This window comes from Parabacteroides merdae ATCC 43184 (assembly GCF_025151215.1).
GTDB classification, from domain to species: Bacteria; Bacteroidota; Bacteroidia; order Bacteroidales; family Tannerellaceae; genus Parabacteroides; species Parabacteroides merdae.
Genome location: NZ_CP102286.1, coordinates 1,324,901 through 1,337,966, shown reverse-complemented (window position 1 = coordinate 1,337,966; position 13,066 = coordinate 1,324,901). Strand labels below are relative to the sequence as shown.

Here is a 13,066-nt window from a genome sequence, read left to right as displayed (position 1 = left end):
TTTTTTGACTAATCAAGCATCTTTGGGTTAAATATCAGATAACCAATATTCAAGCCAAAATTAAAATTTTTAGCTGGATAGCTGTATCCGTTTGCATACAGGCTGATGCTAGCGAAAGGCAGTTGTAAAACAAGGGCTGCTTCTCCCATATATTTAAAAGAATGAAGGAATTTCCCGTAATAGGGGATTGCCGTGTATGTGTTATTGTTCCATACTTCTTCTTTTTTTATTTCGTATAATGGTGCGAAACCGTACATGTCGAGGCGAAAGTGCAGCAGCTTGCTGAATTTCAAGATCGGTGACAAACCGAATGCCACGTATTGGTTGGCGCGGAACGCCTCGTTGAAGACAATCTGGCTATGTGGCGTCGGTGTGAAGGCTGGTGCTTGCAAAACGGAAGCCGTATAGTTGTTCATCAGATTCTTGCTGGAGAGCACTAGTTCACTCATAAAACCGAGGTTGAAATATGGACTGATCGTCTTGTACTGTTCCCATTCACCTTTCATTTGCAGCCAGCTATGGACTTTCCGGTCGAATGAGCCCATATCTGTAATGGGAGACGGCATATACTTTTCTGTACCCGTTACATATTGTGCCACTAAGAATTGTTTTCGCCCGGAGATCGGATATTGTTTATAATCCAGTGAGTTACGCTCGATGCTGAGCGAACCGGCAAACAGATCATACCTGCTATGATCGGTGGTCGCGTTCGGGAATGTCATGTTGGAGGTCTGGAAATAATAATCATTCAGCCGGCCATAAGCAAAACCGATCTCGGCTTTGGCACGATTCAGGAATGGGAATCCTAACTTGACCTTCGTGTACAATTCTTTCTGGTGGATGAAAGCCGGTAGTACGTCTTCGTAGAACAAAGACTGGCTTTCGGAGTATTTTTTGTCTGAGAATACGCCTTGCCAATTCAGGTAGGTCGGTATTCTCGTCTGCAAATAGATACGGCCGTTCAACATCACGCCGCTGAACGAGTTGCCGACCTGGAAGTTGGCGTTTACATCGGCGGCATATCGTCTCAAATACTGGTATCCCAGTCCGAGAAACAGTTGGTTGGCCTGGTAGGAGGAGACGTTGCCTCCGAATCCAACCGTGATTTCTTCCTTCATTTTGACATCAAGATACAGGTCGAACTTCTTTTCCTTCCGATTATAAACGGCATGGGGCAATATCTCTTTAATCTTGGAATAGGTTAGCATTTTGAAATAAGCACGCTTGAACTCTTCCATGGAGAACTCATGATTGATATCACGATGGAGTTGAGATTCAATATATTTCTTTTGCGATTCATTTACGCCTGTCACATATATATTCTGGAAAATCAGCGGAGGTAGGCCTTGCTTATAGGCCGCACGGCGTTTGTTGACTTCGCTTAGTTCCACACGCCGGGGGACACGCGCCTTGATGGAGTCGATCATCGCCATCGTCCGTTTATAGCCAATATTCATCAAATCCCGTGCTTTTTGAAAATCGAGCAGGGAGACGGTAGGGAAGCTAAATTTTATCATCATACCTTCGTCTTCGGGTACGTCGTATTCCGTTTTCTGCATGATCATTGTTTCAAGCTGGTTATAAGGATTGGACGAAGGTTTGTTGTTACCGCCTGCCACAGTCGAACCGAAGATGAAGTCCGGATGGAAAGCCTCCTTCATCGGGCCTACCGGGAAATTGTCGTAGATACCGCCGTCGAAAATGGGGACGCTATCTTTCCAGATCGGCTGGAAAAAGAAGGGGAATGTCATTGATGCACGGACAGCGTCTCCGAGATCTCCATTTTTGAAGATAATAGCTTTTTTGCTGTAGATATCCGAGGCCACGCAACGGAATGGGACAAAGAGATTGTCGAAATTCCAGCCGGCTTTTGCTGTCGCTTGTGAAAACAGGGCCATAAACGCCTGATTCATCTGGATCGGATTGATCAGACTTTGTGGAAGGAAACTAGCTTTCACTTGTAACGAATCGGTCATGTCTATGGAAAAGTGTCCGAATTCCGGTGTCGGGTCGGGGCGTTTGAAATAATATTTGTATTCGTTTTCCACCGTTCCGGTTTGCCAGTAGCTGAACTCCTCGGAGAGCATCAGTTCAACCATTTCTTCGGGTGTATATCCCATTGCATAGAGACTACCGACGATCGCGCCGGCAGATGTTCCCGTTATGTAATCAATAGGTATTCCGTTTTCTTCCAGAGCTTTGATTACCCCAATATGGGCGGCACCTTTCGCACCGCCACCGCTCAGAACCAAGCCTACTTTCTGGGCATATCCTATTTGTAAGGCCGCAAACAACAGGGCTGTCAGTACAGCTATTTTTTTCATACTTGTATCTTCTCTGCTTAATGAATTCAAATGTAGTCGTTATTTCTCAGAATACAAGAGTTTGAGATATATAAAATACAACATAAAATTAGTTCGTTTTGTTAATCTTGCGAAGAAACTTGGTGTCGGCCGTTGGTCAAAATAAGAAAGGGTGTCAAACTTTCCATTCCCATATCAAGTGCGGGAATGGGGACTTTGACACCCTTTTGCTATTTTTTCCGGCTTCGGTTTAACCGATCATCTGAACGCTGCGTTTGATGAATTGGCTCAATGCTTCACCTTTCAACATACCGTTTGCCAACAGGGCAAGGTCGATTAACTGGCTGACCAGTTTATTTCCACCAGCATATTCAGACAGGATGCTGTTGCGCTGTTCTACCAGTTCGTCAATCTTTTTGTTCGTATTCGTCATATCTTCCTTCTCTTCAGAAGTGATTTCTTCTTCTTTCTTCTTGCTCTGGGCTTCGCGCAAGTCGGACTGGCGGGCTTTCCAGCCTTTCAGGTCAGAAAGGATCGGATTCAGCTTTTCGGCACAAGCCGCTTCTTCTTCGCTCAGGATTTTCTTAACCAGTTCGTGGTCTGTGTTCAGCACCAGATTGTAGTTATCCGGCAGTTCTCCATAAAACGACATACCTGGTTGCATGGCAGACATTTCGCGCATACGGCGCATATATTCGCTTTGTGTCAGCATGACCGGGTTTGAGTTTTCTCCCAACGCCTCGAATGTGACAATGAAATCTGTCTTCTCGATCTTCGGTAACTGGCTTTTGAACATCTCCTGCAGAGCATTTTTTTCGTCCTCATTCAGTGTTACCTTGTTGACATTGTCCTTGCGGATCAGATTGTCGATCGTGTCGCTATCCACACGGACGAAGCGTGTTTTTTCGAACTTCTGTTCCATCTGGCTTATAGCATGGACATCCAGCTGACCATCCATGATCAGCACGCTGTAGGCTTTGTCTTTTGCAGCCTGGATATAGCTGTACTGGTCATTGGCATTTGTTGTGTACAAGTAGATCAGGTTGCCTTCCTTGTCTGTCTGGTTGGCTTCCGTCAGGGCTTTGTACTCTTCGAATGTGTAATATTTGCCGTCTACATCCTTCAATAGGGCGAACTTGGCTGCCCGATCGTAAAATTTTTCTTCGCTCAACATTCCGTACTGGATGAAAAGTTTCAGGCTGTCCCACTTTTCTTCAAATTGAGGACGGTCGTTCTTGAACATTTCTTCCAGGCGATCTGCCACCTTTTTCATAATGTGGTTGGAGATCTTTTTCACGTTCTGGTCGCTCTGTAGGTAAGAACGGGACACGTTCAGCGGTATATCCGGAGAATCGAGCACACCGTGCAGCAATGTCAGGAATTCAGGAACGATACCTTCAACCGAATCGGTGACGAACACTTGGTTGCAGTATAATTGGATCTTATTGCGATGCAGATCGATGTTGCTCTTGATGCGCGGGAAATACAGGATACCGGTCAGATGGAACGGGTAATCCACATTCAGATGAATCCAGAACAGAGGTTCGTCGGACATCGGATACAGATCCTGATAGAATTTCTTATAATCTTCATCTGTCATATCGGTCGGCTTACGAACCCATGCCGGTTGGATATCGTTGATGATATTGTCTTCGTCGGTATCGACATATTTGCCGTCTTTCCATTCCTGCTTCTTTCCGAATGCGATGGGAACTGGCAGGTAACGGCAGTACTTAGTCAACAGGCTGTTGATCTTGTCTTTGTTCAGGAAATCTTTGTTCTCGTCGTCAATATACAGGATGATGTCTGTTCCGCGATCTTCTTTTTCCGTCTCTTCCAATGTGTATTCGGGTGTGCCGTCGCAGCTCCATTTCATAGGAACGGCTCCTTCTTTATACGATTTGGTGACGATCTCCACTTTCTTGGAAACCATAAAAGAAGAATAGAAACCAAGTCCGAAGTGGCCGATGATGGCGGCTGCGTCGTTCTTGTATTTTTCAACGAACTCTTCTGCGCCGGAGAAGGCGATCTGATTGATATATTTGTCAATCTCTTCGGCAGTCATACCGATACCGCGGTCGGAGATTTTGATCGTATTGCTATCGAAGCTGACATGTACGGTCAAATCTCCCAGTTCTCCTTTGAACTCGCCGACAGAAGCCAGTGTTTTCAACTTCTGTGTTGCATCAACTGCGTTAGATACCAATTCACGAAGAAAAATTTCGTGATCACTATATAAAAACTTTTTGATGATAGGGAAGATGTTCTCACTCGTAACACCGATGTTTCCTTGTTTTGCCATAATCCGATATAAAATATTTTGATGTTATACTTATTGTTTCCTATAACTATAATTATTTACGCAATGTTCAGTTACAAAAACAATGCCAAACAAACAAAATGACATTTTGACTGACAAGTTATCAGTATGGAGAGGGAAAGAAGTGGAATGTATATAAAAAATTAAAGGCTGTCTCACGACAACCCCTAACCAACTTTGTTAACCTTAAATCTAATACTATTATGAAAAAACCACATTGCAAATGTACGGATACTTCTATAATTGTCAATAGATAAAATATTAAATTTTGTTCTTTTGGTTTTAATAAAATCTAATATCTTCAGATCTCTTGCTTTTTATACGTTATTAGGCTTGTGAGAACCATCGCAACGGTGGATAAAGGCAATGCGAACAGGATCGGATCGATGGCGAACCAGGGATAGATATCGATCAAAACATCACGTCCAGACAGCATATTGCATAAGCCGACTGCTCCGGCTTCCGCCTTGTGAAGAAACAGCATGGCAAACAAACTTGCCAGTGCCCCCGTCCATAAACTAGCCAGTGCTCCTTCCTTGGTCGCCTTTTTCCAGAAAAGGGAACAGAAGTAGGCCGGGAGAAAAGTGGCGGCACAAATCCCCATGAACAGGGCTGTCCCGCGTGCTATGACTCCTGCGCTCAGCGTATAACAGATTATATAACTTACCAGAATGGAGCAAAGTACTCCGATGCGTACACCCATCGTCGAGTTGGCATTCTTTCGATGTCCCAGTTTAGGGAATATGTCTGCCCCGAAAGAAGCTCCCATCGTGTGGAACTGGGCGCTGAGCGTAGACATACTTGCCGACAAGATACAGAGCATGAAAACGGCACTGAACCATTCCGGCATTGCCCGGTCGATAAACAGCGGGATAATCTTATCCATATCCTTGATGGCTTCCGATGCAACCACGCCTTCTGTTTTCAGGAAAAAGAGGTTCGATAATGCCCCGACATGATAAATGGCTCCGACGGTCACGATCAGAAAAACACAACCGATCAGAACGCCCCGGTTCAATTGCTTGGTGCTTTCCACCATCATAAAACGTACGACCAACTGAGGTTGGGCAAGGCAACCGATGCCGACTCCCAAGATCAGCGAGGTTACGAGGGTGTACCATTGCGGAGACCCAGTCACAGGCATGGCTGTCCATCCTTGGTGTCCTACCTCCTTAAACCGTTCAGGAACAAGCGGGGCGATTTCCGTCAGTTTCCGGTTGGCTTCGATAAAGCCCATATCCATCACCCGATAGAACCAGAATAGCAAGAACAGCATGCAGGCGAACATGATGACGGCTTGCAAAGCATCCGTATATAACACGCCTTTAATACCTCCCGTGATAACATAGGCCGCTACTATAAGCGTGAAAATAAGCAGTGCCAGATGCAAGTCTATGTGGAACATCTGTTCGATGAACACTGCACCTCCTTTCATTACGACTGCTGCATACAAAGGCATGCCGATAAAGATGATGGCGGCAATAAATATCTGTATGGCACGCGAATTATAGTGCAACCCCAATAATTGCGGGAATGTGCGGGCATTGTACTTTTCGCCTAACTTACGGGTGTTCCGCCCGAATATGATAAAAGCGATGACAACGCCCATAAACATATTCAACAAGCAAAGCCATTGGATTCCCATACCGAACGTGGCCGCAACCCCTCCGAAACCGACAATGGCCGATGCGGAAATAAAGGTTGCCCCGTATGAAAGGGCCATGATAACAGGATTTACTTTCCGTCCCCCCAGCAAATAATCGCTAGCATTTTTCGTTTGTTTGTATCCGATATATCCCAGCCAAGCCAGGATGAACATATAGATAATTACTACGATACCTAAAGTCAGTGTGCTCATTTTTCCGGCTGTTGTGGGTTAGTACTCTCCTCGTCGTCTTTATTCCAATGGGTTATTCCGAACCAGATGGAATAAAACAGGCAGACGAGGGCTAACAGGTAGGCCAGCCAGATGCCAGGGTCGCTTATTCCGAACATGTATTGTTGTTGTTTATAATTTGATCAAATCACTTTCACAAATATATTCCAGATTCTGACGACGGATCACTTCGCGAGCGGCTTCCCGGTTATTCGTCCGTAAGATCAAAATTGATTTCTCATTGGCTGAGAAGCAATACATATATTCGATACTGACACCGGCTTTCGTGAAACAAGACAAAGTCTGGGCAAAACTGCCTGCACAGGAGTTTGTGACGATTGCCAGCACATCGGTCAGGTTTGCACTGACATTGTTGCCTTTCAGGATTTTATAAGCCTTTTGCGGATCGCTGACTATAATGCGCAGAATACCGTATTCGGATGTGTCTGCTACCGTTACGGCAATGATTCGTATCTTCTCTTCGGCCAGCAAAGCGAGGATTTCGCTTAATTTACCGTATTTGTTTTCCAGAAAAATAGAAATCTGATTGACTGTCATGTTGATTATGATTTTAGATTTATGAATTATGAGTTCAGCAAAGTTTACGCAAGTCTTTCACCCGGACAGCTTTTCCATCCTGTACCGGCAGGGAGCCTTTGGCGACCAGTTTGAGATGGGGAGTCAGAAGCAGCTCGTCTTTCAGCTGGCGGGTGATTTCCTTTGTCAAGCGTTGTAAAACGCTGTAATCGTCGGTAAACAGGTCGCTCAATTCCACTTCAATCAGCATCTCGTCATTGTTTCCTACCGTTTCGATTGTAATTAGATAATTGCTACCCAGTTCTTTAAACTGCATCAGTATCTTTTCGATCTGGATAGGGAAGAGGTTGACCCCTTTCAATATGATCATGTCGTCGCTACGGCCTTTGAAACGTGCAAGGCGTTTGTGCGTTCGTCCGCAGGGACATTCACCCGGAAGGACACAGGTCAGGTCACGGGTACGATAACGGAGCAAAGGCATTGCCTCTCGGTTGATGGTCGTCAGGACCATTTCGCCGACTTCACCTTCTTTTACCGGTTGCAGTGTGACTGGATCGATAATTTCTACGATTACATTATCTTCCCAGATATGGAGCCCGTTCTGTTCCGTACATTCGAATGCGACGCCGGGGCCGTTCATCTCTGACATTCCGAAACAATTGTATGCTTTTACGCCTAACAATTGTTCGATCCGGCGGCGTTGTTCTTCCGAGTGAGGCTCAGCACCGATACAAACGGTGTGCAGTTTGGTGTCGCGACGAGGATCGAGGCCCATTTCATACATCACTTCCGCCAGGCGAGTAGCATAGCTGGGAATGATATGGAGGCAAGTCGTCCCAAAATCCGTAATGAACTTGATCTGCCGCTTGGTATTTCCTGCTGCTGCCGGTACGGTCAGGCAACCTAATTTTTCAGCTCCGTATTGGAATCCCAATCCTCCGGTAAACATTCCGTAACCGGAAGTGTTCTGGAATACGTCTGTGTCGCGAATGCCTACCATATACATACAGCGTGCCACCTGGTTAGCCCATTGGTCCAAGTCTTTGGCCGAATGCAATACGACTGTTGGGTTACCTGTCGTGCCGCTCGATGAATGGATACGGACACAGTCCTTGATAGGAATAGCCGCCATGCCGTACGGATAATTGTTGCGAAGGTCGTCTTTCGTCGTAAAAGGAATCTTTTGCAAATCGTCCAGTGATTGTATACTGTCGGCTGTGATGCCGTTTTCTTTGAAAACTTTGCTGTAGAAAGGAGAATTTCCGGCTGCTTCAATTGTTTTTCTCAATCGCTCAAACTGTAGCTTTTTCAAATCTTCGCGATTCATGGTTTCAATATCTTTCTGCCAATATTCCATCGTTTTTTGCATTATAATGTGTTTGATTCATGAAATTAGACTGCAAATGTATTGTTAATTTTGGAGAAATCAAAGATCAGCCCGGTCAGATTCGTATACAACATAGAGGCCGACAAGGCAGCGGTACAGGCGGCTGTTGACACAAACTACAGTAATGCCTTACTCGAAGGGACGGTAAACAGAGTAAAAACTATTAAAAGGACAATGTTCAATAAGGCTGGGTAACAAAGAACTTGCGTTTTGTGCAAAACAACTATCATACTATCATAATTGAATTTATATACCTGTAAAACAGTATATTATTCTATGATAGTTCCTGTTTTCAACTATCATTCATCTATCATAACTATCATGGGCAAAAGCAATAAAGCATTGTATATCAATATCCCGTCAAATTTCAGATATGTTCTGAAGCTGATACAAAATAGATTAAATAGGCTCGTTTTTTCATGAAGACAAGCTGTTCTTTTACCAAAAACAACTTGAAAAGTTTCTTCAGACCCGGGTGGAAGGGCATGGGAGATCCGGGTGTGGAGGAGGTGGAGACCCGGATCTTCGTGAAACCGGGACGGGGATGTGGAGCTGTTTATCTGCCTTGTTTGAGGAGATTTTATGCACTGTTTCTGATTAAAATAACCTTCATTCGCCCATTTCTCCTGTCTTAACAGTCTCCCGCATATTTACGGGGATAATTGAATGTGATAGCCAGCAAAGCTCCGACACCCAACAAATAAGGATAATATAAATACTGCATGATCTCGATGGGAGAGACATGCCCTAAACCTGCCGCCATCAATAATTGCGCGCCGTAAGGGATGATACCCTGTACGAAGCAGGAAAAAATGTCCAGCAGACTGGCACTGCGTCTCGGATCGATTTTAAAACGATCGGCAATATCTTTGGCTATTGGGCCTGCCATGATCAAAGCGATGGTATTGTTTGCGGTGCAAAGATTTGCAAAGCTGATTAGTGCGGCAATACTCCCTTCGGCTCCTTTGGTGGAACGAATGCGGGAAGTGAGTTTCAAGATGATCCAATCGATACCTCCGTTATATCGTATCATTTCCAGCATTCCACCGGCCAATAAAGTCACGATGATAAGTTCACCCATATTTGTGATGCCTAACCCCATTGATGCATTCCATCCCCAGATATCGAATCCGCCTGTAAGCAATCCGACGATACCGGAAAGAATGATCCCGGCTATTAGGACCATCATGACATTCACACCGCAGATAGCTGTTACCAGGACAACTAGGTAGGGCAGGACCTTGATCCATTCGATCGGCCCTGTTTCATATCCGCTCCCGACCCCACTCCCGATCAGCACATAGAGAAGACCGGTCAGGATGGCGATCGGCAGAGCAATTCGAATATTCACTTTGAACTTGTCGTTCATATTACAACCTTGTGTGCGGGTGGCGACGATAGTGGTATCCGATATGAAAGACAGGTTGTCTCCAAACATGGCTCCGCTTACTACGACACCCAGCATCAGGGCATCTGGCATTCCGGTTTTGTCGGCGATTCCTACGGCAACAGGAGCCAAGGCAACGATTGTTCCGACAGATGTCCCGACAGAAATGGAAATGAAACAGGCAGCAAGGAATATTCCGGCTGCCAACAAATTGCCAGGTAGGATGGACATGGCCAGATTCACGGTAGCATCGACTGCTCCCATCGCTTTGGCTGTTTGGGCGAAAGCACCGGCAAGAATGAAGATCAATACCATCAGCATGATATTGCTGTTGGCTGCCCCCCGGCAGAATTGCTCGATCCGATTGCTGATCTTACCCCCTTTGGACATGGCGATGGCAACAACTGAGGCGATAACAAAGGCTACGGTAATAGGCATCTTATAGAAATCGCCTGCGATGATGGACACTACAAGGTAAGACAATAAAAAAACAACCAAAGGTGTCAGTGCCCAAGGATTAGGGGCATGGTGTAAACGTGAACTGTTCAGATCTGTCATTCTTAATTAAACCGCATGTTAGAAAGTGAATCTTAATGCAATACGGATACCTCCCTTCTTAATATCAGGATGATCCAAATAAGTTAAGCGTCTGTAATAATCAATGCGCAGGATCTTGAATATATTTTCCAAACCGACGCTGCATTCCATATATGGAGTGCTACCTAATGGCTGCGTCCCATCTGGTAATAGGAAAAGTCCCGGCGTCAAGGTCGGATTATTTTTGTCCGTCAGTCCACCATAGATCATATTAAAGGATAGGACTTCACGCAGACGCAACCACTTGATGCCCGGAATACGGTTCAGGATCCAGCCCTTCAGATAATAAGTAGCATTGAACGATACATATTGGTCGGTCACAAACTCCAACGCGTTCATCATGTGGAATGCTTCCGGCTGAATTGTGATAGATTGGTTCGTATTCGGCAAAATCAACAGGGGGAAAGGTACCTTGTCCCAGACCTTGCCCGCTTTAATCTGTGCATCGATATGCCCAAACGAAGAAAGCCAGATACGTTTCTCGGCACTGATCTCCGTATGGTTGTAATTGTAATCGCCGCCTAACACGCCTTTAATACCTAATTGATGGGAGAGCTTGAATACAGGGGCATCTTTAGACAGGTTGAATACGGATTCTTTCCCCGAACGCCCGTTATAAGCGCGTTCACCCGGAGCGAAACGCAACTGTGTCCCGATTTCGGATGTCGTAAAATCTTTTATATGGTATAAATTCCCGGATTCGTCCCGTTTAATATATTGAAGCGTTCCTGCCGCCTCGTTGTTCTGATTCATTATCCAGGACTTCCATGTCAGGCCGTTCAGCCATTCTTTTTCGTATTGCAATACGCTTTTGCGGATATATTGCATCTTGGTCACCGGTTCACCTACTTTCCAGGCAACGAATATATTATCTTTGCTTGTGAAAAGGAAATCTTGGCCTGGGGTATACACGTCATATTCTTGGATGAACGACAGATTATTAACCGGATTTTCACCTTCGTGATATTCTTTTTTAGTGAAACTGTGTGTTAACTTCAAATTGTATTTGATCTTGCGGTCATTTGTACCGTAAGCCAGATAACCGCTTGCAAACCAATACGGATTGAGGTTGGCAGTCGTCATTCCTCCCACACGCATACGAAAACCTTCCAGATGGTTTGCACTGAAGGTCGTATTCATCGGACCGAAGTCGAATTTGGTCACCTTCTTGTCATTTGCTGTCGGGATATAGCCCGTTATCAGGATCTCTGCGGTTTTGATAATGGCATTGAAAGCCGGAACTTTCCGCAGTTGTCCCAATAAATCTTTTAGCGCATCTTCCTTCTCTTTCAATGGAATAGGGCGGTTGTGCGTCCAGAACGTATCCGGCTGTGCCGTCGCTTCCGGCAAGACATGCAATGCCCCTAAGAGCCCGAAAACGGAATCTGCATTTTGCACGTTGAAATTATAATTGTCGTAATTCCTGAGCTGGTGCGCATAGAGCTGTTGCGTCCCCTTTACCACATAGAAATTGACGAAAGTATTCTCTTGGTCGAGCACCCAGGTACTATCTGGCATCTGCTTGAATTCCTGCTCAATACGGAGTTTGTCCACCCAATTTAGGTTGATGTTTGCAGGGGTGTTCAGCAATACTTTCTTGACCGCATAATTACCGTCAAGCGTGATATAAAGCCGTCCCGTAAAACCGTAGCTTTCGCTGTTTGCCGGAACGAAAGCCAGATCCACACATTTATCTCCTCCTACATCGAGCGTATCCATGATGTAATAATGGTAATATGTGGTCGCCAATGTCGATGATAATGGGCTGACGAACCGATTCAATAGAATAGGAATATTGTTATCGAAAATATTGATACTCTTAAAAATCTCTTCCAAGTTGGAGGTTATGCCGCCACCGTCGTCTAATGTCTTATCGATCCCCTGCATGCGTTTGGCTCTGACAATTGTCTTTTCCGCTTTGGGACTTTTCCGGTAGTAGAAGTCTGATAGGTTTTCACGCACGGAGACGGTCAGGATCGGTTTGCCGTTAAACTCAGACGTGTCCAGATAGTTTTTGATAAATTTGAACTTTTTCAGAAATTTGTTCTTGTCGAGATTCGGATTGAAATTATCCAGCGACAGACTTAGTTTTTCGTATACTTCCGTTTGATATTCCGGCTTTGCCTCGATCCGGTTGTCGTTCTTATGTGCAATTACTTTTTTGATAAGCTCTACAGCCGGATTATCCTTGCGGGTATATTTTTCTCTTTTGGGTTTGACCACGACTTCCGAAATCTCGAAAGCAGTCGGCTTCAACAATACTTCCAAATTGTCATTCTTTTTACCGGGCTTGAGATCGATGAATTTAGTATCGTATCCCAATGAGGCGGCGGCCAGTTTGGTATAGCCCTGATTGTTTTGAAGGGTGAATGTTCCATTGTCGTCTGTCATAGCTCCGATAGTTGACCCGTCAAAATAGACGGATACGAATGGGAGCGGTTCACCGGTAATAGAATCTTTGACAATACCGGATGCCGAGGTAAAACTCTGAGCGTGTGATAGAAAAATTCCTGCTACAGCTTGTAACAGAGCTATTAATATGATATAACGGATAAATCTTACCATGTATTTAACGTTGTTCCTTCTCGGATATGGACAACAAAGATAAGGTTTTTTTGGTTACAGTTTTACTGGCGATATTAATAATCTTTAATCGAAA

At 44.9% G+C, this 13,066-nt stretch carries 9 protein-coding genes; 1 reads left to right on the top strand and 8 read right to left on the bottom strand.

The genetic code is table 11. The features are described from left to right. Positions 1 to 8 precede the first annotated feature (8 nt). The 6 genes from NQ542_RS05435 to NQ542_RS05410 form a co-directional block, all read right to left on the bottom strand. Entirely contained in the window at positions 9 to 2,324 is a 2,316-nt protein-coding gene (locus NQ542_RS05435; RefSeq protein ID WP_005638032.1) for a patatin-like phospholipase family protein, read from the bottom strand. Between the two features lie 229 nt (positions 2,325 to 2,553). Then, the gene (gene htpG / locus NQ542_RS05430) at positions 2,554 to 4,605 is read right to left on the bottom strand and encodes a molecular chaperone HtpG (RefSeq protein ID WP_005638030.1); all 2,052 of its coding nucleotides are present in this window, start codon (positions 4,603 to 4,605) and stop codon (positions 2,554 to 2,556) included. 319 nt (positions 4,606 to 4,924) lie between these two features. Beyond that, positions 4,925 to 6,481: a sodium:solute symporter family protein gene (locus tag NQ542_RS05425; protein ID WP_005638028.1), complete on the bottom strand. Its 1,557-nt coding sequence runs from the start codon at positions 6,479 to 6,481 to the stop codon at positions 4,925 to 4,927. Further along, the gene (locus NQ542_RS05420; protein ID WP_005638026.1) at positions 6,478 to 6,618 is read right to left on the bottom strand and encodes a symporter small accessory protein; all 141 of its coding nucleotides are present in this window, start codon (positions 6,616 to 6,618) and stop codon (positions 6,478 to 6,480) included. The genes NQ542_RS05425 and NQ542_RS05420 overlap by 4 nt, the downstream gene beginning before the upstream one ends. Before the next feature lie 13 nt (positions 6,619 to 6,631). After that, positions 6,632 to 7,057 carry a hypothetical protein gene (locus tag NQ542_RS05415; RefSeq protein WP_005638024.1) on the bottom strand — a complete coding sequence of 142 codons (426 nt, stop codon included), beginning with the start codon at positions 7,055 to 7,057 and terminating at the stop codon, positions 6,632 to 6,634. Between the two features lie 34 nt (positions 7,058 to 7,091). Continuing rightward, complete coding sequence (locus NQ542_RS05410) at positions 7,092 to 8,393, bottom strand: phenylacetate--CoA ligase family protein (RefSeq protein WP_005648961.1); 1,302 nt, start codon at positions 8,391 to 8,393, stop codon at positions 7,092 to 7,094. A gap of 449 nt (positions 8,394 to 8,842) precedes the next feature. Between NQ542_RS05410 and NQ542_RS17845 the strand changes: the two genes are divergently transcribed. Next, complete coding sequence (locus NQ542_RS17845) at positions 8,843 to 9,058, top strand: hypothetical protein (protein WP_005638016.1); 216 nt, start codon at positions 8,843 to 8,845, stop codon at positions 9,056 to 9,058. Here the strand turns inward: NQ542_RS17845 and NQ542_RS05405 are convergent. Then, the gene (locus NQ542_RS05405; protein ID WP_005638014.1) at positions 9,055 to 10,368 is read right to left on the bottom strand and encodes a Na+/H+ antiporter NhaC family protein; all 1,314 of its coding nucleotides are present in this window, start codon (positions 10,366 to 10,368) and stop codon (positions 9,055 to 9,057) included. The genes NQ542_RS17845 and NQ542_RS05405 overlap by 4 nt on opposite strands. 18 nt (positions 10,369 to 10,386) lie before the next feature. Beyond that, on the bottom strand, positions 10,387 to 12,972 hold the full coding sequence (locus NQ542_RS05400) for a DUF5686 and carboxypeptidase-like regulatory domain-containing protein (protein ID WP_005638012.1): 2,586 nt from the start codon (positions 12,970 to 12,972) through the stop codon (positions 10,387 to 10,389). Positions 12,973 to 13,066 lie beyond the last annotated feature (94 nt).

What these genes read in the sequence shown, in the direction of transcription:
- NQ542_RS05435 (WP_005638032.1), bottom strand. Translation starts at nt 2,324, where the DNA reads ATGAAAAAAATAGCTGTACTGACAGCCCTGTTGTTTGCGGCCTTACAA.
- htpG (WP_005638030.1), bottom strand. Translation starts at nt 4,605, where the DNA reads ATGGCAAAACAAGGAAACATCGGTGTTACGAGTGAGAACATCTTCCCT.
- NQ542_RS05425 (WP_005638028.1), bottom strand. Translation starts at nt 6,481, where the DNA reads ATGAGCACACTGACTTTAGGTATCGTAGTAATTATCTATATGTTCATC.
- NQ542_RS05420 (WP_005638026.1), bottom strand. Translation starts at nt 6,618, where the DNA reads ATGTTCGGAATAAGCGACCCTGGCATCTGGCTGGCCTACCTGTTAGCC.
- NQ542_RS05415 (WP_005638024.1), bottom strand. Translation starts at nt 7,057, where the DNA reads ATGACAGTCAATCAGATTTCTATTTTTCTGGAAAACAAATACGGTAAA.
- NQ542_RS05410 (WP_005648961.1), bottom strand. Translation starts at nt 8,393, where the DNA reads ATGGAATATTGGCAGAAAGATATTGAAACCATGAATCGCGAAGATTTG.
- NQ542_RS17845 (WP_005638016.1), top strand. Translation starts at nt 8,843, where the DNA reads ATGAAGACAAGCTGTTCTTTTACCAAAAACAACTTGAAAAGTTTCTTC.
- NQ542_RS05405 (WP_005638014.1), bottom strand. Translation starts at nt 10,368, where the DNA reads ATGACAGATCTGAACAGTTCACGTTTACACCATGCCCCTAATCCTTGG.
- NQ542_RS05400 (WP_005638012.1), bottom strand. Translation starts at nt 12,972, where the DNA reads ATGGTAAGATTTATCCGTTATATCATATTAATAGCTCTGTTACAAGCT.